The organism is Streptomyces sp. NPDC002643 (assembly GCF_053592555.1).
In genome coordinates, this window is the sequence record NZ_JBSFVY010000042.1 from 1 (window position 1) to 24,312 (window position 24,312).

At 71.1% G+C, this 24,312-nt stretch carries 19 protein-coding genes; 9 read left to right on the plus strand and 10 right to left on the minus strand.

Annotation, left to right across the window (positions count from 1 at the left end; translation table 11 throughout):
* Positions 1-316 precede the first annotated feature (316 nt).
* The 7 genes from ACWD4G_RS39550 to ACWD4G_RS39580 all read right to left on the minus strand — a co-directional run bounded on the left by ACWD4G_RS39550 (position 317) and on the right by ACWD4G_RS39580 (position 7,047).
* Complete coding sequence (locus tag ACWD4G_RS39550; protein ID WP_451302459.1) at positions 317-1,681, minus strand: APC family permease; 1,365 nt, start codon at positions 1,679-1,681, stop codon at positions 317-319.
* A gap of 201 nt (positions 1,682-1,882) precedes the next feature.
* Entirely contained in the window at positions 1,883-2,620 is a 738-nt protein-coding gene (locus ACWD4G_RS39555; RefSeq protein ID WP_451302461.1) for a lipoprotein, read from the minus strand.
* 158 nt (positions 2,621-2,778) lie between these two features.
* A complete protein-coding gene (locus tag ACWD4G_RS39560) occupies positions 2,779-3,153 on the minus strand; it encodes a hypothetical protein (protein WP_451302463.1) in 375 nt (124 codons plus the stop codon).
* Positions 3,154-3,167: 14 nt separating this feature from the next.
* Positions 3,168-3,878, minus strand: coding sequence for a roadblock/LC7 domain-containing protein (locus ACWD4G_RS39565; RefSeq protein WP_451302465.1), 711 nt, complete (start codon positions 3,876-3,878; stop codon positions 3,168-3,170).
* A gap of 37 nt (positions 3,879-3,915) precedes the next feature.
* Positions 3,916-4,842, minus strand: a complete 927-nt coding sequence (locus ACWD4G_RS39570; RefSeq protein ID WP_451302467.1) for a hypothetical protein — start codon at positions 4,840-4,842, stop codon at positions 3,916-3,918.
* Complete coding sequence (locus tag ACWD4G_RS39575; RefSeq protein ID WP_451302469.1) at positions 4,839-5,237, minus strand: hypothetical protein; 399 nt, start codon at positions 5,235-5,237, stop codon at positions 4,839-4,841. Before ACWD4G_RS39575 ends, ACWD4G_RS39570 begins: the two co-directional genes overlap by 4 nt.
* Before the next feature lie 298 nt (positions 5,238-5,535).
* Entirely contained in the window at positions 5,536-7,047 is a 1,512-nt protein-coding gene (locus ACWD4G_RS39580; RefSeq protein WP_451302564.1) for a diaminopimelate decarboxylase, read from the minus strand.
* Between the two features lie 160 nt (positions 7,048-7,207).
* Between ACWD4G_RS39580 and hutU the strand changes: the two genes are divergently transcribed.
* The 4 genes from hutU (at position 7,208) to hutI (ending at position 13,279) form a co-directional block, all read left to right on the plus strand.
* Positions 7,208-8,926 (plus strand): urocanate hydratase, encoded by a 1,719-nt coding sequence (gene hutU / locus ACWD4G_RS39585; RefSeq protein WP_451302471.1) that lies wholly within the window; start codon positions 7,208-7,210, stop codon positions 8,924-8,926.
* A 407-nt stretch (positions 8,927-9,333) separates the two neighbouring features.
* Positions 9,334-10,536 (plus strand): allantoate amidohydrolase, encoded by a 1,203-nt coding sequence (locus ACWD4G_RS39590; RefSeq protein WP_451302473.1) that lies wholly within the window; start codon positions 9,334-9,336, stop codon positions 10,534-10,536.
* The gene (locus tag ACWD4G_RS39595) at positions 10,533-11,924 is read left to right on the plus strand and encodes a formimidoylglutamate deiminase (protein WP_451302475.1); all 1,392 of its coding nucleotides are present in this window, start codon (positions 10,533-10,535) and stop codon (positions 11,922-11,924) included. The genes ACWD4G_RS39590 and ACWD4G_RS39595 overlap by 4 nt, the downstream gene beginning before the upstream one ends.
* Entirely contained in the window at positions 11,921-13,279 is a 1,359-nt protein-coding gene (hutI, locus tag ACWD4G_RS39600) for an imidazolonepropionase (RefSeq protein WP_451302477.1), read from the plus strand. Before ACWD4G_RS39595 ends, hutI begins: the two co-directional genes overlap by 4 nt.
* Positions 13,280-13,360: 81 nt before the next feature.
* Here the strand turns inward: hutI and ACWD4G_RS39605 are convergent, their stop codons facing one another.
* Both ACWD4G_RS39605 and ACWD4G_RS39610 read right to left on the minus strand, forming a co-directional pair.
* Positions 13,361-15,973: a ricin-type beta-trefoil lectin domain protein gene (locus ACWD4G_RS39605; RefSeq protein WP_451302479.1), complete on the minus strand. Its 2,613-nt coding sequence runs from the start codon at positions 15,971-15,973 to the stop codon at positions 13,361-13,363.
* Positions 15,974-16,304: 331 nt separating this feature from the next.
* On the minus strand, positions 16,305-17,207 hold the full coding sequence (locus tag ACWD4G_RS39610) for an RNA polymerase sigma factor SigF (RefSeq protein ID WP_451302481.1): 903 nt from the start codon (positions 17,205-17,207) through the stop codon (positions 16,305-16,307).
* A 289-nt stretch (positions 17,208-17,496) separates the two neighbouring features.
* On the opposite strand from ACWD4G_RS39610, the gene ACWD4G_RS39615 reads away from it, so the two are divergent.
* The 4 genes from ACWD4G_RS39615 (at position 17,497) to ACWD4G_RS39630 (ending at position 21,351) form a co-directional block, all read left to right on the plus strand.
* Positions 17,497-17,865 (plus strand): STAS domain-containing protein, encoded by a 369-nt coding sequence (locus tag ACWD4G_RS39615; RefSeq protein ID WP_451302483.1) that lies wholly within the window; start codon positions 17,497-17,499, stop codon positions 17,863-17,865.
* Between the two features lie 326 nt (positions 17,866-18,191).
* Positions 18,192-18,707: an ATP-binding protein gene (locus tag ACWD4G_RS39620; RefSeq protein ID WP_451302485.1), complete on the plus strand. Its 516-nt coding sequence runs from the start codon at positions 18,192-18,194 to the stop codon at positions 18,705-18,707.
* Positions 18,708-19,550: 843 nt separating this feature from the next.
* Entirely contained in the window at positions 19,551-20,261 is a 711-nt protein-coding gene (locus tag ACWD4G_RS39625; RefSeq protein ID WP_451302487.1) for an LPXTG cell wall anchor domain-containing protein, read from the plus strand.
* A gap of 130 nt (positions 20,262-20,391) precedes the next feature.
* Positions 20,392-21,351, plus strand: coding sequence for a hypothetical protein (locus ACWD4G_RS39630; protein ID WP_451302566.1), 960 nt, complete (start codon positions 20,392-20,394; stop codon positions 21,349-21,351).
* Between the two features lie 74 nt (positions 21,352-21,425).
* Here ACWD4G_RS39630 and ACWD4G_RS39635 read toward each other — a convergent pair whose 3' ends face one another.
* Positions 21,426-22,970 (minus strand): peptide MFS transporter, encoded by a 1,545-nt coding sequence (locus tag ACWD4G_RS39635; RefSeq protein ID WP_451302489.1) that lies wholly within the window; start codon positions 22,968-22,970, stop codon positions 21,426-21,428.
* 513 nt (positions 22,971-23,483) lie between these two features.
* Between ACWD4G_RS39635 and ACWD4G_RS39640 the strand changes: the two genes are divergently transcribed.
* The gene (locus ACWD4G_RS39640) at positions 23,484-24,161 is read left to right on the plus strand and encodes a response regulator transcription factor (protein ID WP_451302491.1); all 678 of its coding nucleotides are present in this window, start codon (positions 23,484-23,486) and stop codon (positions 24,159-24,161) included.
* The last annotated feature ends 151 nt before the right edge of the window (positions 24,162-24,312 follow it).

The following is a 24,312-nucleotide window of genomic DNA, read 5'->3' on the forward strand; positions in this document are numbered from 1 at the left end:
ACCCCCCACTAGCACACGGTTGTCTCCCCTCCGTCCCCGTGGGGGCTTTATTCGGGGGGGGGGGGGGGGGGGGGGGGGGGGGGGGGGGGGGGGGGGGGCGCTGGTCGCGCAGTTCCCCGCGCCCCTGAAAAGCCAGGGGCTGCGCCCCGGCTTTTCATCGGTCCGAGTGGCCGTTGTCCATAGAGCCACCGAAGCGCGCTGAAAAAGCCGGGGCGCAGCCCGCTTTTTCAGGGGCGCGGGGAACTGCGCGACCAGCCCCCACCCACCCGCACTCGCCGACTCACCCGGTCCCCCCAACCCATTGGGCGCCCCCCGCTCAGACCTCGCCCCTCACCTTCAGTACCACCTTGTTGATCGCCCACAACCCGATCCCGATCGCCAGCAGGACCCCCGCGCGGATGTACACGTCGGCCGGGCGGTCCGCCAAAGGACTCGCCAGGATCAGGGCCGTGATCGCGCCGAGCACCGGCAGGATCGTCGGCGTACGGAAGTGGTCGTGGTCGACCGGGTCTCGGCGCAGGACCAGTACCGCGATGTTGACCACGGCGAACACACACAGCAGCAGAAACGCCGTCGTGTCGCCGAGACCCTCGATCTCGCCGGTGGAGACCAGGCCGATCGCGAGGAGGGTCACGAAGGCGATGCCCACGACGGGGGTGCGGCGGCGCGGCAGGACGCGGGCCATACCGCGCGGCAGGATGCGTTCGTTGGCCATGCCGTAGCACAGGCGGGAGGCCATCATGATGTTGATCAGCGCGGAGTTGGTGACCGCGAACAGGGCGATCAGGGCGAACAGCTTGTGCGGGAAGTCGACCCCGCCGGCCTTCACCACTTCGAGCAGCGGCCCGGTGGAGCCCGCCAGCGTCTTGTGGTCGACGAGGAGGGACGAGACCAGCGCGACCAGGACGTAGATCGTGCCCGTCACCGCCACACCGATGAAGATCGCGCGGGGGAACGTCCTGACGGGGTCCTTCGTCTCCTCGGCCATGTTGACGGAGTCCTCGAAGCCGACGAAGGCGAAGAAGCCGAGGGCGGTGGCGCCGAGGACGCTGGTGATCAGGGCGTAGCCCGTCCCGCTCGCCTCGAACTCGGTGAGCCTGGACGGCTCTCCGTCACCGCTGAGCACCGCCCACGCCCCGATCGTCAGGATGATCAGCAGACCGGTCAGCTCGACGAGGGTGAGGACGACGTTCGCCTTGACCGACTCGGAGACGCCCCTCAGGTTCAGCGCGGCCAGCAGGACGATGAAGGTGATGGCGATGAGGGTGGGCGGCAGGGCGCCGTTCGTCAGCTCGCTCAGGTAGTCGCCGCTGAAGGCGCGGGCCGCGGCGCTCGCGGACGACAGGCCCGAGCACATCACCATGAACGCGACGATGAAGGTGACGAAGGGCAGCTTGAACGCCTTCTGGGTGTAGAGGGCCGCCCCGGCCGCCTTCGGGTACTTGCCGACGAGTTCGACGTACGACGCCGCCGTCAGGATCGCCACGACGAACCCGATGACGAACGGCAGCCAGAGCGCACCGCCGACCTTGCCCGCGACCTTGCCGGTCGTCGCGTAGATGCCGGTGCCGAGGATGTCACCGATCACGAAGAGGATCAGCAACTTGGGGCCGAGCACCCGCTTCAGGCCCGTCTCCTCGGCCGGTGTCGATGCCCCGGTGGTGGTTTCGGTGGTGGACAAGAGAACCTCCCCCGATCGGTGATCCGACGGTTGTCCGTCCGGGGGAGTCCTGCCCTGCCCTGGGCCATGGATGCGTTCGCAACCGATTCTCAGAGCTTCATCAGAGGTTCGGGGGCACGTGAACGGCTCACGGGGCGCGGGTGGGGCTCGCGGGGCTCAAGGGGCGCGCAGGGTGCGCCGTTCGAGAGGGCCGTCGCGCACTCACGAGGTGCGCAGGGAGCGCTTGGCGAGTTCGTACGCCGGCCGCATTTCCTCGTGTTCCTGGGTGTCGAAGCCGCCGAGATGGACCACCACGGGGCCCTTGGACGTGACCGTGATGAACGCCCGCTCCTTCTTCGTCTCCTCCAGCGCCTCGCTCGTGTAGAGGTACTCGACCTCGGTGCCGCTGACCTCGGCGTCGGACGAGAAGTCGCTGTACTTCGCCTCGCTGGTGTCGCCCTGGGCCGCCACGAACTCCTTCAGCAGTGCCTCGGCGTCCCCGTCCGCCGCCCCGGCCTCGCCGGTCCACACCCGGATGAAGCCGATGTTCCCGGCGGGCTTGGCGTCGATCTCGCACGCCGCCGTGAACGGGCCCTGGCGGAGCAGCGCGTCGGCCAGTTCCTGGGCGGTCTCGTCGCCACCGGCCACCTCGGTGTCGACGGCCTCCGGCCGCCACTTCGCGGCCGTGTCGAAGACGACCGGCAATGCGCAGGCGGAACCGTTTGCACCGACACTGCCGCCCTTCGCGGCGACCTTCCCCGCCTCTCCGGAACCCTCCGCCGCCTTTCCGGAACCCTCCGCCGCGGTCTCGCCCGCGGTCGCCGACGGCTGGGCGTCCCCGCCGTCCGCCGCCCCTGCGGACCCCGTCGACCCCGACGACTCCGAGCAACCCGTCAACACCCCGGCCACCAACGCCACCTGGGCGAGCACCGTCCCCCGTACCGCTCCGCGCACAGCCACTTCTTCTTCACCGCTCCTTACCGCCCCTTCTCGGGCCGAGGCGGCCACGGTAACCGAGGGGCGGACCGGTGCTCGTGTGGGGCAGGGGCAGGCCTTGGCGGCGCGCCCGGGGAGGCGCGCGCCGCCGTGTGCCTGTGGCTACGGGTGTGCCCGCGTCCCTACACCTCCAACTCCGCCTCGATCTTCTTCAGCTGATGCCTGGCCATGGCCAGGTTGGCCCGCTTGGAGTCGAGGACCAGGTAGAGGAAGAGGCCGTTGCCGCCGCGGCCGGTGAGCAACCGGATCAGGTGGTACTGGTCGGACAGGGTGATCAGGATGTCCTCGATGTCGCCCTTGAGGCCGAGGTGCTCCATGGTGCGCAGCTTGGCGCGGACCACATCGGTGTTGCCCGCGGCGGCGACGGTGAGATCGAGCCCCTTGCTGCCGCCGATCGTGCCGAGGGCCATGCCGCTCGTGTAGTCGACGAGGGCGGCGCCGGTCGCGCCCTCGATCGACGCGAGGGCCTCTTTCAGCGCGGTCTCGGTGTTCGCCATGGTGTGGTGTCCCTTCAACTCTCGGTGGTGGTACGGGTGTTGGGTGTGGTTCGTGGGCTGGTGCGGGGAAGGGTCGCGCGCGGGGTGCGGCGCGGCGGGGTGGACCGGACGGTGGCCTTGGCGGGGGTCTGGGAGCCGGTCGTGGGAGCGGCCGCCGTGGGAGCGGCTGCCGTGGGGTTCGTCGCCCTACGGTCATTGGCGTTTGCGTCGGCCTGGGCATCCACGTGCGCGTTGCTGTCCGTGTCCGTGTCCGTGTTCGGGCTCGCGTTCGTCTTCGGGCTCGTGGTCTGGGCCATGGATCTGGCCGGTTTCCTGGTGAGGGTCCTGGTGGCGGCCGCGTCGGCCGCGAGGCGGGGCGCGGCGTCCACCAGCGCGCCGATGCGGGTGCCGGCGCGGCGGCCCTCCAGATGGAGGCGGCCGACGTTGACCCGGTCCTGGGCCAGCAGCGTCAGTACGGCGGAGGAGCCCGCCGCGTAGGTCGCCACATAGCCGTTCTCGCCGCGCAGCAGCAGTTCGCGGAGGTCGCCCCTGCCGGTGGCGTCGGTCATGCGTACGGCCACGCCCAGGGCGGCGGCGGTGAGTGCGGCCAGGCCCTCCGCCTCGACGCCCGGGGTGTCGTGGGCGAGTACGAGCCCGTCCACGCTGGCCGCGAGCGCGCCGGTCAACTGGGGTATTCGGGCCCTCAACCGGTGCAGTTCGTCGAGGACTTCGGCCTCCGCGGCCATGAGTGGTCTCCTCTCGGCGGGACGGTTCCGCTGCCGCTCAAAGGGCCTCCAGCGCATCCCTGAGCCTTTGCAGTAGGGCGATGTCGGGGTCGGTCACGTCGAACGGCGAGGCGGCGGCGGGAGCCGGAGCCATGTCGCCGGGCGGGGGTCCGGTCGTGCCCGCCGGGTCCGTGGGGGCCGGTGATCCGCAGGCCGGACGGCGCGGGAGGTCCGGGGGCGGCGAGGTCGCCGGAGGGCTGCCTCCGCTCTGCTCCGGTGCCGTCGCTATCAGCCCCGCCGCCGCGAGCCGGCGGATGTCGACCAGGGTGTGGAAGGCGGGGCGGCCAAGGGCGAGCGAGATGTCGGCGGCGGTGCGAAACCCGTTGACCTGGCCCAACACGGCTTCCTGCCGGGCCGGCACCGGCGGGGTGGTCGGACTGGCCGCCCTGATCAGCGGGGCGTCGTCCGTCGCCGGATCGGGCCAGATGCGGTGCAGCAGATCGCGTCGCCGCGACGCCTCCCGCTCCACCGCGGCCACCGGCACCGGCCTTATCGGCCCCAGCCAGTGCGCGGCCCCGTAACGGAACCTGGCCGGCGCCCGGCTCGGCCCGAGCACGAAGTACGCCGCGTCGAACAGCGCCCCGGCGTGACACAACTCCAGCGCGCCCCGCGAGACCCGGCCGCTGTCCACGAGGAACCGTCCGACCCGCAGCCCCGCCCCGGCCGTGTCGACCGCCTCCCGCCAGCCGTCGTGGTCGAGGATGCCGCCGGTGGTGAGCAGGACGTCGAGGCCTGGTGAGCGGGGGCTCTCCGCGTGCACGACCTGCCCGTCGGATAGATACAGCGCGCCGGACTCGCGCAGCAGTACTCCGGTGGCCCGCTCGGCGGCGAGCCGCTCCAGCATCGGGGAGACGGTGTGACGGGGCGCGCTCTCGCGCATCGGCAGCCTCGGCGGGCGGGTGGTGGTCACGGTGGTCACGGTCATGCCAGCACCAGCCGTCCCGCCATCTCGCCCAGTCGGATGCGGGCCAGCGCGAGATTGCCGTCGGTCCGGGCCAGCCACAGATGCAGGAAGACGCTGCTGTCGAACGTCGTCCGTACGAACCGCAGTACGTGGTATGTGTCCCGGTTGCTGACGATCAGGTCCTCGACCGGCAGACCCGCGCCGGACCAGTCGGAACCCTCCTCCGGCGCGAACGCCCGGTGCTCCGCGGCGATCCGGGCCAGCTCCGCCGCCTCCGCCGCGGTCGTCTCATGGTCACCGCCGGGTGCCTCCCCGACCGTGCCCAGCGCAAGTCCGCTGGTCCAGTCGACCACCGAGGCGCCCAGGGCACCGGGCAGCCTCATGGCCTCCACCAGACACTCGTCGATTCCGGGCACCGTGGCTCCCCTCCCGCCTGCGGTTCGGCTGAGTGACGCAGACGCTACGCAACGTGTGCGCGAGGAGTGAGCGTTCTGGCATTTTCCAGCGGAACATGCCGGGGGCCGACTAAGGTGGGTCGACTTGCCTGGTTTGCGGTCGTCTTGGGGCCGGGTAAGCCCGGCGGCGCGCTGAGGTGGGCCTATGTACGCGAACCGCGACAAGCGGCAAGGACGCGACGCCGGGTACTAATCCTTCCGGGGGGCGCCAGGGGAGTGCGAAGGGGAGCACATGTGACTTCCGGGTGCCCTCGTGTCCTCACAACCCCAAAAGCGAACTCCGATTCCCCCCGCCCGCCTCGGCCGCGATCTCCCCCATCGTCTGCGCCTCCCGAACCACAGCGAAGCGCACCCCGCCCTCGCCCTCGGCGAACCCGTAAACAGCCGGTCGCGGCAGCGAGTTGTACGCGTAGTGATGCGCGAAGTAATACGCCCCGGTGTCGAGCGCGGCCACATGATCCCCGGGCTCCAGCAGGGGCAACGCCCGTCCCTCGGCCAGCAGATCCCCCGCGAAGCACGCCGGCCCTGCCACGTCCTGCACCACCGCCGGGCCCTCCTTCACACGGCCCTTGGTGTCGTACCCCACGACCCGCAGCGGCCAGGAGCCCGGCGCGTACACCGTCCGCGTCGCGACCTGCACCCCGGCGTGCGTGACCGCGATCGGCCGCCCCCCGGCGTACTTCGTGTACTCCACCCGCGCCAGCACCGTCCCGTGCTTCGCCAGCAGTGACCGGCCGAACTCGGTGACCAGCCCGTACCGTCCCCCGACCAGCCCCGGCACCGCCTCCGCCAGCAGCCGCGCGTACTGCGCGTATGTCGGGGTCGCCGCCTCCGTCGCGAAGTTCACCGGCAGCCCGCCGCCGATGTCGATCGTGTCGACCTGCCGCCGCCCGGCCCGCCGGTTGATCTCCTCGGCCAGTTCGTAGACCTCCGTGATTCCCCGGATCATCAGCGTCAACGGCATCCCCTGCGACCCGGTGTGCGCATGCAGCCGGGACAGCCAGGGCCGGTCCAGATACGCCCGGACGACCCACTCCCGGGCGCCCTCGTCCCGCAGCGCCACCCCGAACTTGGATGTGGCCGTCGCCGTCGACAGCGCCTCGATCGCACCGCCGCCCACCTGCGGGTTCACCCGGATACCGAGCGGGGACCGGGTGGTGGCCGACTTCACCAGCGCGTCGATGCGGTCCAGCTCCTGCGGATTGTCCGCGTTGACCGCGATGCCCAGCGCCAGCGCCTCACGCAACTCCGCCGGGGTCTTCGCGGGCGAGTCCAGCACCGTCTGTCGCGGCGACATCCCGGCCGCCCGCGCGAGCGCCAGCTCCCCGGGGCTCGCCACCTCCGCGCCGATGCCCGCCTCCCGCAGCAGCCGCAGTACCGGCACCAGCGGTGTCGCCTTCACCGCGAACGCGTGCAGTACGGGAGTACCGGGCGCCGTCACCTCGTCGAAGGCCCGCCGCAGCGCCGCCGCCGACGCCCGGATGCCCGTCACATCGAGGAGCCCCACGATCGGTGTCCCCGGCCCGAGCAGTCCCTGTTCCACGGCCGCCCGCACGGCGTCGTCCCGCCGCGCCGCCCGGTCGTCGTCGCTGTCGAACAGTCGCAGCGTGCGCTCGCCCTCCGTCTCGCCCCGCCCCCGCGCGAGGGGCCCCTCGGGTCGGGGCGCGCGCTCCCCGCCCGCCTCGGTCCGCCGGGTCGGCCGCTCCCCGCGCGCCCCCGCCGGCCGGGCGGCGGGCCTTTCCCCGCCGGTCCCGTTGGTCATGTCCCCCATCTCGTCCCCCGTTGTCCTGTCGTCTGCCGGGCCCATAGGGCCAGTGTCTCCAGCCAAACACCCGCGGCACGCCGATGCTGGCCGTAATGGTGTATTGACTAGTTCTATTCACAAAGCGAGGATATGAATAGTTGCTGTATAGCGAGGAGGCAGACCCCGAATGTCAGGACCCCGCCCGCCCGTCTCCCGCCACCACCCTCGACCGAGGCCCTACGGGCCGCCCCCCAGTGGGGTTCGAGCGCCGCGCGGTACGGAACTGAACGCCCTGGGCTGGCAGCAGGAGGCCGCCCTGCGCATGCTGCAGAACAACCTCGACCCCGAGGTCGCCGAGCACCCCGACAAGCTCGTCGTCTACGGCGGCACGGGCAAGGCCGCCCGCGACTGGCGCTCCTTCGACGCCATGGTCCGCACCCTGAAGACCCTCAAGCAGGACGAGACGATGCTCGTCCAGTCCGGCCGCCCCGTCGGCGTCATGCAGACCCATGAGTGGGCCCCGCGCGTCCTCATCGCCAACTCCAACCTCGTCGGCGACTGGGCCACCTGGGAGGAGTTCCGCCGCCTCGAACAGCTCGGCCTGACCATGTACGGCCAGATGACCGCCGGCTCCTGGATCTACATCGGCACCCAGGGCATCCTCCAGGGCACCTACGAGACATTCGCCGCGGTCGCCGCGAAGCGCTTCGGCGGCACCCTCGCCGGGACGATCACCCTCACCGCCGGACTCGGCGGCATGGGTGGCGCCCAGCCCCTCGCCGTCACCATGAACGACGGCGTCGCCCTCTGTATCGACTGCGACCCCCGCGCCATCGAACGCCGTATCGAGCACCGGTACTTGGATGTGCGGGCCGACTCCCTCGACCACGCCCTCCAGCTGGCCGTCGAGGCCCGGGACGCCCGTCGGCCCCTCTCCATCGGCGTCCTCGGCAACGCCGCCGAACTCGTCCCCCAACTCCTCGCCATGGGCGCCCCCGTCGACATCGTCACCGACCAGACCTCGGCCCACGACCCCCTGGCGTATCTGCCGCTCGGCGTCGACTTCGACGACATGGCTTCCTACGCCGCCAAGGACCCCGCCAGCTTCACCACCCGGGCCCGTGAGTCCATGGCCAAGCACGTCGAGGCCATGGTCGGCTTCCTCGACGCCGGCGCCGAGGTCTTCGACTACGGCAACTCCATCCGCGGCGAGGCACAACTCGCCGGATACGAGCGCGCGTTCGCCTTTCCCGGGTTCGTCCCCGCCTATATCCGGCCACTGTTCTGCGAGGGCAAGGGCCCCTTCCGCTGGGCGGCCCTCTCCGGCGACCCCGCCGACATCGCCAAGACCGACCGCGCGATCCTGGAACTGTTCCCGGAGAACGAGTCCCTCCACCGGTGGATCAGGATGGCGGGGGAGCGGGTCCACTTCCAGGGGCTGCCCGCCCGTATCTGCTGGCTCGGCTACGGGGAGCGGGACAAGGCCGGCGAGCGGTTCAACGACATGGTCGCGAGCGGGGAGTTGGCGGCGCCGCTCGCCATCGGCCGTGACCATCTCGACTGCGGGTCGGTGGCCTCTCCGTACCGTGAGACCGAGGCCATGCTCGACGGCTCCGACGCGATCGCCGACTGGCCGCTGCTCAATGCCATGGTCAATGTCGCCTCCGGGGCGTCCTGGGTCTCGCTTCATCACGGGGGTGGTGTGGGGATGGGGCGGTCCATCCACGCGGGGCAGGTGACGGTCGCCGACGGCACGGCACTGGGCGGCGAGAAGATCCGCCGGGTGCTCACCAATGACCCGGGGATGGGCGTGATCCGGCATGTCGACGCCGGGTACGACATCGCGGAGGCCGTTGCGGACGAGCGGGGGGTTCGGGTGCCGATGCGTGAGGGGGGAGAGGCGTGACCCCCGGTCAGGGTGGGCGTGACGGCAACTCTCCGGTGGGGGCTGGTGTGTCGTCGCCGACTGCGGGTGCGGCTGTGCCCACCCGTTCCGCCCTGCGGAACGACTGCCCACAGCCTGTACGGGGTGCCGGAGCCGACGGCGGCCCGCGGCCTGTGGGGGCGGAAGGTTCACAGCCTTTGGGGGGTGTGGGAGCCGGTGGTGGTTTGCGGCCTGTGGGGGTGGAAGGTTCACAGCCTTTGGGGGGTGTGGGAGCCGGTGGTGGTTTGCGGCGTGTGGGGGCGGAAGGTTCACAGCCTGTGCGGGGTGCGGGAGTCGATGATGGCCCGCGGCTTGTGCGGGCCGAGTGCTTGCAGAGGGGGCCGGCCGAGGCGGCTCCGCCCTTCACCGGTGGGGCCTCCTTTCATGAGATGTGGCGGGAGCTTCGGCCTATTGGTCTGCATCCCGACTCCCGTGGCTATCGGCGGTTCGCCTGGACATCCGCCGATGTCGAATGCCGGGGCTGGTTCGAGCGGCAGGCGCGGAGTCGTGGGCTGGGCTATGAGGTCGACCGGAACGGGAATCAGTGGGCCTGGCTGGGGGACCCCGAGGCCGGGGACGCCGTTGTCACCGGGTCTCATCTCGACTCGGTGCCCGATGGCGGAGCCTTCGACGGGCCCCTCGGTGTCGTGTCCTCCTTCGCCGCGCTCGATGAACTGCGGGCCCGGGGGGCGCGGTTCGACAGGCCGCTCGGCATCGTCAACTTCGGGGACGAGGAGGGCGCCCGGTTCGGGCTGGCCTGCGTCGGGTCCCGGCTCGCCGCCGGGCGGCTCACCGTCGAGCAGGCCCATCGGCTGACCGACGGCGACGGGGTCACTCTGCCGCAGGCCATGGAAGCCGCCGGATACGACCCGGAGAGGATCGGCCCCGATCCGGAACGGCTCGCCCGCATCGGCGCCTTCGTCGAACTGCATGTCGAGCAGGGGCGGGCACTCGATCTGTCCGGGGACGCCGTGGGCATCGCCAGCGCCATCTGGCCGCACGGGCGGTGGCGGTTCGACTTCCGGGGCGAGGCCAACCACGCCGGAACGACCCGACTCGTCGACCGCCGCGACCCCATGCTGTCGTACGCCGAGACCGTGCTCGCCGCCCGTCGCGAGGCACGGCTCGCCGGGGCCGTCGCCACCTTCGGGAAGATCGCCGTCGAACCCAACGGCGTCAACGCCATCCCCTCCCTCGTACGCGGCTGGCTCGACTCCCGCGCCGAGGACCAGAAGACCCTCGACACCGTCGTCGGCGCCATCGAGGGCGCGGCCCGCGACTTCGCCGAGGCGGCCGGCGTCGAACTCGACGTCGTACGCGAGTCCTTCACCCCCGTCGTCGAGTTCGAGCACGCCCTGCGGGACGAGATCGGCCGCATCCTGGGGCGGGAGACCGACCTCAAGGTGCCCGTCCTCGGGACCGGGGCCGGACACGACGCCGGGATTCTCTCCGGGAGCGTCCCGACCGCCATGCTGTTCGTGCGCAACCCCACGGGCGTCTCGCACTCCCCGGCCGAACACGCCGCCGAGGACGACTGCCTCGCCGGGGTGACCGCGCTCGCCGATGTACTGGAAGGGCTGGCCCGCAGGTGACGGAGAGGACCTACTGGCTCGAACACGCCTGGCTCGGCACGAACGTCGAGCCGGGCGTCACCCTGACCGTGTCCACCGGGGCTGCCACGGGGGACTCCATCGGCGGGGCCACCGCGGGCGCCGGGCCCGACGGTCGTATCACCGCCGCGCACACCGACACCCCCGCCCCGCCGCCCGGCGCCGTCGTCCTGCGGGGCCTCACTCTGCCGGGGTTGGCGAACGCCCACTCGCATGCCTTCCACCGGGCCCTGCGCGGCACCGTCCAGGTCGGCAGCGGCACCTTCTGGACCTGGCGTGAGGTCATGTACCGCGTCGCGGACCGGCTGACCCCCGACACGTACCACGCTCTCGCGCGGGCGGTGTACGCCGAGATGGCCCTCGCCGGCATCACCGCCGTCGGCGAGTTCCACTATGTGCACCACGCCCCCGGCGGCACCCCCTACGCCGACCCCAACGCCATGGGGGAGGCGCTGATCGCGGCCGCGGCCGAGGCGGGCATCCGGATCACCCTCCTCGATGCCGCCTATCTCTCCTCCGGATTCGGGAAGGCCCCCGACCACCACCAGCTCCGCTTCTCCGACGGCACGGCCGAGGCCTGGGCGGAACGCTGTTCAATTCTCAAGGACCGGGATCACGTGCGGATCGGTGCTGCCGTGCACTCCGTACGGGCCGTGCCAGCCGCGCAGTTGGCGACCGTGGCGCGGTGGGCCGAGGAGCGGCGGGCCCCGCTGCATGTGCATCTGTCGGAACAGACGGCCGAGAACGACGCCTGCCAAGAGGCACATGGGTGTACGCCCGCTCAACTCCTCGCCGATCACGAGGTGTTGGGTCCCAGGACGACGGGCGTGCACAACACCCATCTCACCGACACCGACATCGCCCTCATCGGCGACAGCGGCACCGGCACCTGTATGTGCCCCACCACCGAACGCGACCTCGCCGACGGCATCGGCCCCGCCGCCGCCCTCCAGAAGGCGGGCTCCCCGCTCTCCCTCGGCTCCGACAGCCACGCCGTCATCGACCTCCTCGAAGAGGCGCGCGCGATGGAGCTGAACGAGCGGCTGCGCACCCGTAGACGGGGTCACTGGACGGCGGCCGCCCTGCTGCGGGCGGCCTCGGCCGACGGACACGCGGCGCTCGGCTGGGACGACGCGGGCACCTTGGAGCCCGGCGCGCTCGCCGACTTCACGACGATCGCGCTCGACTCGGTCAGGACGGCAGGGCCGCTTCCACGGCTCGGCGCGGAGACGACGGTATTCGCCGCGTCGGCAGCGGATGTGCGCCATACGGTCGTGGGCGGGCGGCAGATCGTACGGGACGGGGCGCACTCACTCGTCCCGGATGTGCCACGGGCCCTCGCCGACGCCGTCGCCGCACTGCGCGAATGACGGCGACACCGTGCGCGGGCCGTACGAGCACACGGCCCGCGTCCGCCCGCCGGTCCCCCGCCGCCCGCGACCCCGACCCCGACCCCGACCCCGAACCCGACCCGACCGCCGACCAGGCAACCAAGGACGCCATGAGCAGCCCGACCACCGTCAGCCCCGCCAGCTCGGCGAGCACCGCGAGCACGCTCATCACCAACATCGCTGTCCTGGTCACCAACGACCCCTCCCTCGGCGACAGTTCCCCCCTCGGACTGATCCAGGACGCGGCCGTCGTCATCGACGGTGAACGCATCGCGTGGACCGGTGATCAAAGCAAAGCACCCGCCACTGACAATCGGGTCGACGCCGGTGGCCGGGCGGTCATCCCGGGCTTCGTGGACTCCCACTCCCACCTCGTCTTCGCGGGCGACCGGACCGCCGAGTTCAACGCCCGGATGTCCGGCCGGGCCTACAGCGCGGGCGGCATCCGTACGACCGTCGCCGCCACCCGCGCCGCCACCGACGGGGAACTGGAGGCCAACCTCACCCGTTACCTCCGCGAGGCGCTCCGCCAGGGCACGACCACCTTCGAGACGAAGTCCGGCTACGGCCTGACCGTCGAGGACGAGGCGCGCGCCCTGCGCATCGCCGCCCGGCACACGGACGAGGTGACGTACCTCGGCGCCCACATCGTGCCCCCCGACCACGCCGAGGACCCCGCTGGTCCCTCGGAGTATGTGGCCCTCGTCACCGGCGAGATGCTCGACGCCTGCGCCCCGTACGCCCGTTGGATCGATGTCTTCTGCGAGAGGGGCGCCTTCGACGGCGACCAGGCCCGGGCGATCCTGACGGCCGGAAAGGCGAGGGGACTGCAGCCGCGCGTCCACGCCAACCAGCTCTCGTACGGCCCCGGTGTCCAACTGGCCGTCGAGTTGGACGCCGCCAGCGCCGACCACTGCACCCATCTCACCGACGCCGACGTGGACGCCCTGGCGAGCGGCCGTACGGTCGCCACGTTGCTGCCCGGTGCCGAGTTCTCCACCCGTGCCAAGTGGCCGGACGCCCGGCGGCTCCTCGACGCGGGGGTCACCGTCGCCCTGTCCACCGACTGCAACCCGGGCTCGTCCTTCACGTCCTCCGTCCCGTTCTGTATCGCGCTCGCCGTGCGGGACATGCGGATGACGCCGGACGAGGCGGTCTGGTCGGCCACGGCAGGGGGCGCGCGGGCGCTCCGCCGCGACGACATCGGCCGACTCACACCGGGCGCGTACGCCGACCTGCTGCTCCTGGACGCTCCCAGCCATGTCCACCTGGCCTATCGCCCGGGCGTACCCCTGGTCACGGGGGTGTGGCGCAGGGGCGTACGGGTGCACTGAGAAGGCCGACCGATGAACACGCGCCCCCGGTTCGGGCTGCCCACCGGCGCTCGGCCCCCGGCCGACCGACTCGGGCCGGCCCTAGTCGCGGCGGGCCTTGCCTCCCGCTTTCCAGCGTTGGCCGTCCTTCTCCTTGGCCTTGGCGAAGGAGACCGAGCCGAGGGTGTCCGGGGTGACCGCGAAGTCGGGGGCGATGTCCGGGACGATCTGGCCCAGGGCGTCGATGGTGAAGCGCAGGTTCTGGCCGTTCTCGCTCTCGACCGCGTCGCACTCCCAGATGCCCACGCCGTCGTCGGTCGCCCCCCGGCTGTCCAGGCACAGGTCGGGATCGGCGAACGACTGCAGCACATCCCGGTGGGAGTCGAAGCGCCAGCGCTGGGTGTCGCGGGAGGAGCAGGTGGCCGTGACCACGTCGGTGCCCTTCTCCAACTCGCCCCGGATGTCCAGGCACAGACCCGAGCCGACGTTCACGACCTGGGCGTAGGAGCCGTTCGGCAGCGGCCCGTTGGGCAGGGAGGGCGTCGCGGCCGTTCCCGAGGGGTACGGGGTCTCCTTCGGTGGCTCGGGCGACTTGGCCGGGGGCTTCGGCGGCTTCGAGGGCCGCTCGCCGTCCGAAGGGCTCGGCGTCGGGGTCGGGCTGGGGCTCTCCGGGGGCGACGGCCTCTCGCTCACCGCCGGTGGACTCGTCGGCGTACCCACCGAATCCGTCGAGTCCTGGGACGAGTCACCCCGGTTCGAGAACACCAGGACGAACAGCAGGGGCGCCAACGCCACCCCCAGCGCCACCGACGTCAGCACCAGCCGACGCGACCCCGGCCGCCCTTCGTCCACGCCGCCCTCGGCCGCCGCCCGCGCCTCGGTACGGGTGCCCGCGGCAGCTGCGGCGCCGATGCCGGTGGCCGGCCCCGGGCCCAGGCTCGGCCCCAGGTTCATGTCCTCCGGTCCCGGGCCCATGCCCGGCCCTGAGGCCATGCCCATGCCTGATTCCAGGTCCATGCCTACGCCTGTGCCTGATCCCGGGCCCCTGCCCGGTCCCGCCTTCCCGCCCGGCATCCCGTCCCAGGAACTCTGCGGGTCCTCTCTCGACGGCCCTTGCCCAGCGGCCTCCCAGTCGCCCTGTTGAGCCTCCGGCCACGCCCCCTTCCGCGCATCCTCGGCCCGGAGCAACGCCTCCTCGGTCTGCCGCTGCGTCTCCAGCCGCTGAGTGGCCTCCACGTCAGCCGACGCGTCAGCCCCGAACCCGGCCGCGGCCCCGATTCCGGCCGCAGCGTCGAAGTCAGCTGAGGCTTCGGGACGCGCCGATGCTCTGGGCGCTGGCGCAGCTCCCGACCCTGCTGATGCTCCGAATCCAGCCGGGGCCTCGAAGTCCGCCGAGGTCTCGGGGCCCGCCGAAGCTCCGAACCCCGCCGCAGCTCCCGACCCCATCGATGATCCGAACCCCGTCGATGCCTCGGCACCGGTCGAAGCCCCGGCTCCTCGCGGCGCCCTGGTTCCTGGTGGCGCCCCCGTTACCGCCGCCGTCCCGGTCCCCGGCCCCGCCAGCTCCTCCGAATCCGTCCAGGACTCCCCAGCGGCGAATGCCGGCCCGCTGACCCCTGGCTGTCCGCTGACCCCCGCCGGCCAGTTGCCCCCCGACGGCCCCTTGGCCCCCTCAACCCCTCCCGTGGCCCCCGCAGGCCCCATGGCCCCGGACAACCCCTCGGCCTTGGCCGTTCCCTTGGCCTTCGCCGCCCCCTGAGCCTTCGTCGGTGTCTTGGCCCTACCGGTATTGGCCTTGGCCTTGGCCTTGGACTTTGGCGTCGGCCCAGCAGGCGCCCCATCCGCCTCCGGCACCGCACGGCCGACTCCCTCGCCCGGCTCGCTCAGCCCACCCAGCTCGCCCGGCCAACCCGCCTCGCCGAGCCCGTCCCGTCCGCCAAGCGCACCCGGCGCGCCCAACTCACCCGGCGTGCCCGCCTCGCCCGGCTCCTCGCGGGCGTACGTCGTACCGCCCCACGGCAGGAGTCCGTCCGCCAGGGCGGCGCGTGGATGGTCGGTGACGGCGCGGAGTTCGTCGTATGCGCCGGCGCAGTGGACGCAGTGCGCCATGTGGTCCCGCAGATCCGGGCTGTGCCGGGGGGTGTCGGGGCGTACGGACTCCTCGATCAAGCGGCGGAAGTCCTGGCAGCGGGGGTCCTCGGAGGCGGCGAGGCGGAGTCGCAGACCGGCCTGGCGCAGGGCGAGGAGAGCCCGTTCCTGCTTGAACTGCACGTCCTCGGGGGCGAGGCCGACCAGCCGGGCCGTACGGTCGTCGGGTTCGCGTTCGACGATGCCGTACCAGATCAGGCCCTGGTCACGGGGCTGCAGGGACTCGAACGCCGGGAGCAGCGACGGCGGTGGGGCCTCGGCGGACCGTATACCGGACAACCGGGCGGTCAGCAGCAGGAGTTGGTGGCGCCAGGGGACGCTCGGCTCGTTGCCGCGCGCGATCTGCTTGGCCGCGAAGGTGAAGACCTCCCCGGCCAACTGCCGTGCGGCGGTCTCGCTCATCGTGCACAGCCGCGCATAGGCGAGGACCGAGGGATGGTGGCGTTCGCGTAACTCGCGCAGTGCCGCATACGCGATGGGGGTCTCGCCCCTCAACAACGCGGTCAGCCGTGCGTCGGACGACTCCGTGTACGGAGCGTCGTCGCCGGGACGCTCGTCCCGAGCCATCCTCTTGCCTCCTCGCCCCCCGCGTCCGCCCGTCGGCCCCTATGACGTACCGAACAGTTTGGCGCGTGACCATAGTGGCGGAAGGAAACCTGTGAGGAAAGCGGTTCCCGGCGGTAAGCGGAAAGCGACGGAAAGTGCGCAGGACAGAGCGTCGGCCGATTTTCGCCGGACCCCGCAAACGGCTCGGCCGGGTACGGGCGAAGTCTCTCAACTCCGCCCGTACCCGGCCGACTTCGACCACCGCCGACGCATGTGCCGCATCCGGGCCATTCGGCGTGCGGCGCGCGGCGTGCGGCGCGGTTACGTGCTCGGGATCGGAAGGTAAGAGGAACTACTCCTCGACCGTCAGACCCTTGCGTAGACGTACCAACGTCCGTGACAGCAGCCGGGAGACATGCATCTGGGAGATGCCGAGTTCGTCCCCGATCTCGGACTGCGTCATATTGGCGACGAAGCGCAGGGAGAGGATCTTCCGGTCGCGCGAGGGGAGTTCGGCGATCAGCGGCTTCAAGGACTCGACGTACTCGATGCCCTCGATCCCGTTGTCCTCGTAGCCGATCCGGTCCGCGAGCGCGCCCTCGGAGTCGTCCTCCTCGGGCTGGGCGTCCAGTGACGAGGCGGTGTACGCGTTCGACGCGGCCATGCCCTCGACGACCTCGTCGTTGGTGAGGCCGAGGCGCTCCGCCAGCTCCGTCACGGTCGGCGCGCGATCGAGCTTCTGGGCCAGCTCGTCACCGGCCTTGGCCAGGTCGAGCCGCAACTCCTGGAGCCGGCGCGGGACCCGCACGGACCAACTGGTGTCACGGAAGAAACGCTTGATCTCGCCGACGATGGTCGGCATCGCGAAGGTGGGGAACTCGACGCCCCTGCTGAGTTCGAAGCGGTCGATCGCCTTGATCAGGCCGATGGTGCCGACCTGGATGATGTCCTCCATGGGCTCGCTGCGTGAGCGGAAGCGGGAGGCGGCGAACTTGACCAGCGCGAGGTTGAGTTCGACGAGCGTGTTGCGGACGTACGAGTATTCGTGGGTGCCCTCTTCGAGGGATTCCAGCCGCTCGAAGAGCGTCTTGGACAGGGCCCGGGCGTCCACCGGCCCCACCTCGTCGTACGGGGGGATCTCCGGAAGGTCGGCGAGCGGGTCGCCGGGGTCGTGGGCGAGATCGTCCAGCGTCCCTTCCGAAGAGGGTGCCGACGTCGCCCTCTGGGTATGCGATGCGTCGAGCCGGGGTGACATGAATGTCCTCCATCGTTCTCGGCATATGGCCGCCGATGCCAATACGTGTACTGCGGTGTGCGGCGCCTCCGAAGCCGGCCGTGTCGATTGGTGTCCCTACTAGCCCTACCCGGTTTTCAGAGCCCGTCGCAAGTGCGTACTGTGGCGAAATGTCCAGGTCTAGGCGATTGTTCGGGTGTCGGAGAGTGTGGGGAAGGCGTAGTGTTCGAGAGCGAGTCAACACTCATCGGTACTCATCAGTCATCGATACTCATCAGTCAGCAGTCGCGACGGTCGGGAGAGAGACGGCATGGACCGTGGGACGGTCGGCAGCGCCCAGTCGGGCCGACTACGGGTCGAGGTGCGGGAACAGGGCGCCAGCGCCGTAGTGACACCGGCGGGTGAACTCGATCACCACACCGCCGATCTGTTGCGTGAGCCACTTGAGGACTGTCTGGAGCAGGGGTTCGCACGGCTGGTGGTGGACTGCTCGCGACTGGAGTTCTGCGACTCCACCGGGCTCAACGTTCTGCTGGGCGTCCGTCTGAAGGCGGAGGCCGCGGGGGGCGGAGTCCATCTCGCCGGAATGCTGCCGCCGGTCGCCCGGGTGTTTGAGATCACGGGGGCGGAGGCCGTGTTCACCGTCCATGACGGCCTCGACACGGCGCTGGGCGACTAGGTCGCGACGACGTATTCCCTCCCTGACCGGCGGGTTGCCCGTGTCACAGGGTCTGTGCCGAAAACGTGGGTGTTCTGACGGTTCGCTCGGGCAGGAGACATGCTGAACGGGTCGGGCAAGGGCGGGAGATGACCCCGGAAGCGACCCGGGAAGGCCCCGACGAGGGTGAACGGGCCCGGCGGTGACGACGGAAGAGCGAATGACGGTCGAATGGCAGTACGGATGACGGCGCGGAAGAGTACGTGCGGCGGGGCTTTGTCCCGCACCTTTGATGAGTTGAACGAGTCCTGAATCGTGAACTGGTGAATCGGTGAGGTGAAGCGCTGATGAGCACCACCCGGCCTTTCTCGCCGGGCGACCGCGGCCCGGAACCGGGTGTCGGCGGCGCTTCCGGGGCGCCCGGGGAGGACCCGCCCGCAGCACCGCCCGCCGGCCGCCGGTCCCGCCGGCTGAGCTTCGACGGCGAGAGTGGTGTGGTGCCGCTCGCCCGTGACTTCGCCCGGCAGGCGCTGTACGAGTGGGGCTGGCTGCCGGCCGCCACCGCCGACCAGCGGGCGGCGGCCGAGGACGTACTGCTGGTGGTGTCCGAGTTGGTCACCAACGCGTGTCTCCATGCGGAGGGCCCGGCCGAGTTGTGGATCGGCTGCGACACCAAGGTCCTGCGCATCGAGGTCACCGACCACGGCGCCGGAAACCCCGCCCCCCGCACCCCCCACCGGGCCGGCCGCCCCGGCGGCCACGGCATGTTCATCGTGCAACGCCTGTGCCTGGACTGGGGGGTCGTACGGACACCGGGGACCGCCGGGAAGACAGTGTGGGCGGAACTGGGGGCACCGGGGTAACGGGAGCGGGGGGCGGGCCGGGGCGGCCGCGGCCATTGATGCCCGCTCCGTGCCGGTGGCGCGGTTCCTATAGCCGTGTCGGCGTGGGGTGACGGGAGCGGGGGTGCGGTCCGGGTGCGGGCGCGGGCATTGATGTGCTGTACCTGGCGGTGGGGCGGTTCCTGCGGCCGTTTCGGTTGGTTGGCGATCAGCGGCGTGGTGTCGGCGGGACGGAACGCCGGGCGGGTGCAGATGCGGGCGACGGCCCGGTTCGCGTAGGCGAGGAACGACGGCGGGGTGGGGCATCCGGGGTTTGCCGGTTGCTGCTTGCTGCATGCCGGTTGCCGGTCAGGCTTCGGCGTTCCGCCGTTCGTCGCTTGCCGCTTGCCGCTTGCCGCTTGCCGCTCCCAGCTCGTCGTTCGCCGTGCCAGCTGCCAGCTGCCAGCTGCCAGCTGCCAGCTGCCAGCTGCGTCGTTCACCGTTCGCCGTTCCGGCTTCGGCCTTCGGGCCTGCATCCGGCGCCCCGCGAGCCGACCGCCCCGGCACCGCCCGGAGCAGGCCCGGGCCCTGGGCCCTGCGTACCTGCCCCTGCCCTGGCCCCGCCCTCGCCTTGGCCAGGCCCTGGCTCTGGCCCCACCCCCCGGCCCCGCCCGCCCCGGGCCTTGCCCCAACCCGATCCGACCCTTGCTCCGACCCGGGCCCCCGCCCCCGCCCCCACGTTCCCCCATCACCCGTCGCCACACGCAGCCACCCCCCGGTCGGACAGACACACATCCGACACTTCCCTGTGTCTTCCTTCTCCACGACCCCCGGCGTACCTTGAGCGGCCGAATCTGATGTGCCGTCAGAATGTGGGGTGGCGAGATGTCGTACCGGACGTACCAGAAGGGAACGGCCGTGTTCGTGTCGCTCGCGGCCCTGGCCGGGGCGGCGGTGCTGATGGCCGCGCCGGTGGCGTATGCCGAGGTCGTGGACGTCGAGTACAACTGCAAGACGCCGATCGGGGACAAGTCCGCGGTGTCGCCGATCGACATCAAGGGCGTCGAGGAGGGCGACGGCTACCGGATCACCATGTCCTGGCAGAAAGGCGTCTCCTCCAGCCCGGTCGAACTGGGCAAGGGAGCGATGACCCCGAGTGCCACGATCGAGTTGAGCGGCGCCGAGACCGGCACGCTCACCGTGACGGGGCCCGCCAACGACGAGGCGCTGCCGGCCAACACCCCCATAAAGATCAACGACTTGAGCGGGACGTACACGCCGAAGAAGACCGGCAAGGTCGAGTTCACGGCGGGCGTGCTCACGATCAAGGCCCTGGGTACGGTCACCACCTGCACACCCGGCAACAACCCCGGCCCGTCCCTGACCCTCGACGTCACGGCGGCGGAGGGCGGCTCCGCGTCGGGCGGTTCGGACACCGGCACATCCGGCGGAACGGGCAGTTCCGGTGGGGAGCTGCCGCAGACCGGGCCGCTGGACTCGGCTGTCGCCCTCGGCACGCTCGGCGGCACCGTGCTGCTCACGGGCGCGGCAGGGGTGCTGTGGGTGACCCGCAGGAACCGGGCGGTACGTCACTGAGGGGACGGTGAGCGGTCGGGCCGACGGGGCAGCGGTGGAGGGCGGCGTGGCGAGAGGGCTGCGGGGTTCGGGTACGGCCGGGACACGGCCCCGGGCGCCTGCTTCCGCGTCGCTGCCCCAGCCGGTGCCGATGCCCGTGCCGGCGTCGACGGCTGTGCTGGTCGTGACGTTGGCGCTCGCGGCGGCCATGGTGCTCGGGCCCCTCGGCGCGGTGTCCGCCCGGGGCGCGCAGAAGCCGGTCGTGACGTTGTCCAAGTCGCAGGCGGGGGCCGGGGGTTCCCTCACGGTGAGCGGCAGCGGATGGCGGTCGAAGGCGCTGGTGATGATCCTGATCTGCGGTCAGGCCTCGCCGTCGAGCGGGGTGCCCGGCGGCACCGACTCCTGTGCCAACGCCGATGGCCGGGCCGCGACCGCCGACGCCGAGGGCGAGTTCAGCCGGGAGCTGCCGGTGGCGGAGCCGCCGGTGCCGTGTCCGTGTGTGGTGCGCGTGGCGACCATCACCGGGGAGAAGGCCGAGGCGTACGCCGCTTTCCAGGTCGCCGGGCACTCCGTCGAACCGTTGCCGCAGGAGGCGACCGGGGGACGGCTGTCGGTGCCGGCCGAGACACGGCTGACGGGGTCGAGCGGGCTGCTGACGTGGTTCGGGGCGCCGCCCACGCGCGAGCTGGTCTTCACGGTGGGCAATGTCGGTACGTCGGCGGTCAAGGACCCGGTGTTCCAAGTCGGCACGTCCCACGGGGTGTTCGCCCCGCGCTGGGAGGAACACCAGTGGCGCGGCACGATCAAACCCGGCGGCAGGGCGAGCATCACGCTGCCGGTGGAACTCGCCGCCGGGGCGCACGGTGACTACGGCGTCTCCCTCAAGTACGGCGGCAAGGTCCTCGCCGAACAGCCGTGGGACGTGGGCCGCCCCTGGGGGGTCATCCTCTTCTGGCTGATGCTGTGCCTGGTCGTACCGGCGACGCTGTTCCGGCTCGGCATGGCGCTGGTCGACCGAGCCCGCCCGGGCGCCGCCCCTGCGCCCGGCCTTCGCTCCACCCCTGCGCCCGGCCTTCGCCCCGACTCGCGCACGGACACGCCACTGCCGTGAACACGCCGCTGCCATGAACACGAAGGCCGCCGCACCCGAAAGTACGGCGGCCCTCCGTCACATGGAGCGCGGGCTCAGTTGACGTCGCCCGTGAGGGACCGGACCTTCCTGCGGTACATGTAGATCGCGAAGCCGGCGAGGACGGCGAGGGTGGCTTCGGCCGCGACCATCCCCGTGCCGCTGAGGTCGAATCCGCCGACGGCGCTGTTGGAGAGCAGACCGGTGATGGAGTCGCCCGCGGTGACGGCGAGGAACCACACGCCCATCATCTGGCTGGCGTACTTGGCGGGAGCCATCTTCGTGGTCACCGACAGACCGACGGGGGAGAGGCACAGCTCACCCACCGTCTGGATGAAGAAGATGCCCACCAGCCACATCGGACTGGCCAGCGTCCCGTTCGCCGCCATCTGCAGCGGGATCAGGAAGAAGAAGAAAGAGACGCCGATCAGGACCAGGGCGGCGGCGAACTTGACCGCCGTGCTCGGCTCCTTGCCCTTGCGGTTCAGCCACAGCCACAGCCAGGCGAACACCGGGGCCAGCGCCATGATGAACAGCGGGTTCAGTGACTGGTACCAGGACGTCGGGAAGTCGAAGCCGAGCAGCGACCCGGCCACCTTCTCGTCGTTCGAGCCGAACGCCTGGACCGTGGACGCGCCCTGGTCGTAGATCATCCAGAACACGGCGGCGGCGACGAAGAACCAGATGTAGCCGGTCATCTTCGACTGCTCGGCGGCCGACAGTTCCTTGTCCCGCTTGATGCGCAGCAGCACCCCGGCCGGGACGACCAGACCGATGACGGTCAGCGGGATCATCGCCCAGTTGAGGGTGAAGTGACCGGTGAGGCCCACCACTCCGTAGAAGACGGCCGCGACGGACAGCCACAGCAGGCCCTTGCGCAGCCACGAGGTGCGCTCCGCGGTGGTCAGCGGCTTGGGGACGACATCGCTGCGCGGGCTCAGGGTGCGGGTGCCGACGAGGAACGCCACGAGACCGATGGCCATACCGGCGGCGGCCAGACCGAAGCCGAGATGCCAGTTGACCTCCTGGCCGACGGTGCCGATGACCAACGGCGCGAAGAAGGCACCCGCGTTGATGCCCATGTAGAAGATGGTGAAGCCGCCGTCGCGCCGGGGGTCCTCGGGGCCGTCGTAGAGGTGGCCCACCATCGTGGAGATATTGGCCTTGAGCAGGCCCGAACCCGCCGCGACCAGCCCGAGGCCCGCGAAGAACGGGGCCTGGCCGCCCGGCAGCGCCAGCACCAGATGCCCGCACATGATCGTGACCGCCGCGATCGCCACGGTCCTGCGCGGCCCCCAGACACGGTCGCCGAGCCAGCCGCCTGGCATCGCCAGCAGGTACACCATCGCCGAGTAGACGGCGACGATCGTGGTGGTCGTGGCCAGATCCATGGACAGACCGCCGCCCATGCTCCCCTTGCCGGCGTCGGGGCCGCCGGAGAGCAGATAGACGGTGAGCAGGGCCTTCATGCCGTAGTAGGAGAATCGCTCCCACATCTCGGTCATGAAGAGGGTGGCCAGTCCGAGGGGGTGGCCGAAGAAGGTGCGCTCGGTGCCGGGGGTCCCCCGGCCGTTCGAGACCTTCGTCTGGCTGGACGCCATGGTCGTTCCTTGCAGATGGGGACGCGGCGCCGTGGGGGTGCGCGCCCGGTGTCATTCCTTGTTCCGCACATGAATTGCGCACATAAAAGAGACCTTCAGCGAAGATTTCCCGCCAAAGGTCCCCACATGCCGCTACAGGCGTTCCCTCACCATACGCCAGGGTGCCGAAGGAAATGGAAGGGCTTGAGAGGCGTATCACAGGTAAGAAGCTGACTATGATCGTGAATTCGAAGGCTTTTCGGAGAATCGCACCGCTGAACATCCCGAGCCTTCCCGGGCTTTCCCCGATCTCCGCGCACCCTCCCCCTCTCCCGCCGGATCTTCACGGCGTCACGGGTGTGCGGCCCGGCGCGTCATGGGTGTGCGGCCCGGCGCATTGGATCTTGCCGGGGCGTTGTCCGCCACCAGGCCCCCTCCGTAGCCGGTGGAAGTGAGAGAACTGCCGGAATTGGGTGTGAATCACGCTGCCCGATCACTCTCCACCTGCGGTTCTCGGCGGACTACCATCACCCCATGACCCGTGTACTGCTCGCCGAGGACGACTCGTCCATCTCGGAGCCGTTGGCTCGCGCACTGCGCCGGGAGGGGTACGAGGTGGAGGTCCGCGAGGACGGCCCCACCGCGCTGGACGCCGGTATGCAGGGTGGTGTCGACCTGGTCGTCCTGGACCTGGGGCTGCCCGGCATGGACGGCCTGGAGGTGGCCCGCCGGCTGCGCGCCGAGGGGCACGCCGTGCCGATCCTCATCCTGACCGCGCGCGCCGACGAGGTGGACACCGTCGTCGGTCTCGACGCGGGCGCCGACGACTACGTCACCAAGCCCTTCCGGCTCGCCGAGCTGCTCGCCCGTGTCCGGGCGCTGCTCCGGCGCGGGGCGGCGGAGCCGCAGCAGCCGCCGGCCACGCATGGCGTCCGCATCGACGTCGAGTCCCACCGGGCCTGGATGGGCGACGAGGAACTGCAGCTCACCGCCAAGGAGTTCGACCTGCTGCGGGTGCTGGTGCGGGATGCCGGGCGCGTGGTCACCCGGGATCAGCTGATGCGCGAGGTCTGGGACACGACGTGGTGGTCTTCGACCAAGACCCTGGACATGCACATCTCCTGGCTCCGCAAGAAGCTGGGAGACGACGCGGCGAATCCTCGGTACATCGCGACGGTACGGGGTGTGGGTTTCCGGTTCGAGAAGAACTGACACCCCGCCCTCGCTGCGGGCATGCAGCCCTCGTCCCGCCCTAACTGCGGGCAATCGTGCCGCTGGGGCGGCACGGGTGGGCGCAGCGGCACCCTGTAAGCGCCGGCAAGCGCAACCCACCCCCGCCCCGGCGCCGGATGCCCAATGGCTC

What these genes read in the sequence shown, in the direction of transcription:
- ACWD4G_RS39560 (WP_451302463.1), bottom strand. Translation starts at nt 3,153, where the DNA reads ATGGCGAACACCGAGACCGCGCTGAAAGAGGCCCTCGCGTCGATCGAG.
- ACWD4G_RS39565 (WP_451302465.1), bottom strand. Translation starts at nt 3,878, where the DNA reads ATGGCCGCGGAGGCCGAAGTCCTCGACGAACTGCACCGGTTGAGGGCC.
- ACWD4G_RS39570 (WP_451302467.1), bottom strand. Translation starts at nt 4,842, where the DNA reads ATGACCGTGACCACCGTGACCACCACCCGCCCGCCGAGGCTGCCGATG.
- ACWD4G_RS39580 (WP_451302564.1), bottom strand. Translation starts at nt 7,047, where the DNA reads ATGGGGGACATGACCAACGGGACCGGCGGGGAAAGGCCCGCCGCCCGG.
- hutU (WP_451302471.1), top strand. Translation starts at nt 7,208, where the DNA reads ATGTCAGGACCCCGCCCGCCCGTCTCCCGCCACCACCCTCGACCGAGG.
- ACWD4G_RS39590 (WP_451302473.1), top strand. Translation starts at nt 9,334, where the DNA reads ATGTGGCGGGAGCTTCGGCCTATTGGTCTGCATCCCGACTCCCGTGGC.
- hutI (WP_451302477.1), top strand. Translation starts at nt 11,921, where the DNA reads ATGACGGCGACACCGTGCGCGGGCCGTACGAGCACACGGCCCGCGTCC.
- ACWD4G_RS39605 (WP_451302479.1), bottom strand. Translation starts at nt 15,973, where the DNA reads ATGGCTCGGGACGAGCGTCCCGGCGACGACGCTCCGTACACGGAGTCG.
- ACWD4G_RS39610 (WP_451302481.1), bottom strand. Translation starts at nt 17,207, where the DNA reads ATGTCACCCCGGCTCGACGCATCGCATACCCAGAGGGCGACGTCGGCA.
- ACWD4G_RS39615 (WP_451302483.1), top strand. Translation starts at nt 17,497, where the DNA reads ATGGACCGTGGGACGGTCGGCAGCGCCCAGTCGGGCCGACTACGGGTC.
- ACWD4G_RS39620 (WP_451302485.1), top strand. Translation starts at nt 18,192, where the DNA reads ATGAGCACCACCCGGCCTTTCTCGCCGGGCGACCGCGGCCCGGAACCG.
- ACWD4G_RS39625 (WP_451302487.1), top strand. Translation starts at nt 19,551, where the DNA reads ATGTCGTACCGGACGTACCAGAAGGGAACGGCCGTGTTCGTGTCGCTC.
- ACWD4G_RS39630 (WP_451302566.1), top strand. Translation starts at nt 20,392, where the DNA reads ATGCCCGTGCCGGCGTCGACGGCTGTGCTGGTCGTGACGTTGGCGCTC.
- ACWD4G_RS39635 (WP_451302489.1), bottom strand. Translation starts at nt 22,970, where the DNA reads ATGGCGTCCAGCCAGACGAAGGTCTCGAACGGCCGGGGGACCCCCGGC.
- ACWD4G_RS39640 (WP_451302491.1), top strand. Translation starts at nt 23,484, where the DNA reads ATGACCCGTGTACTGCTCGCCGAGGACGACTCGTCCATCTCGGAGCCG.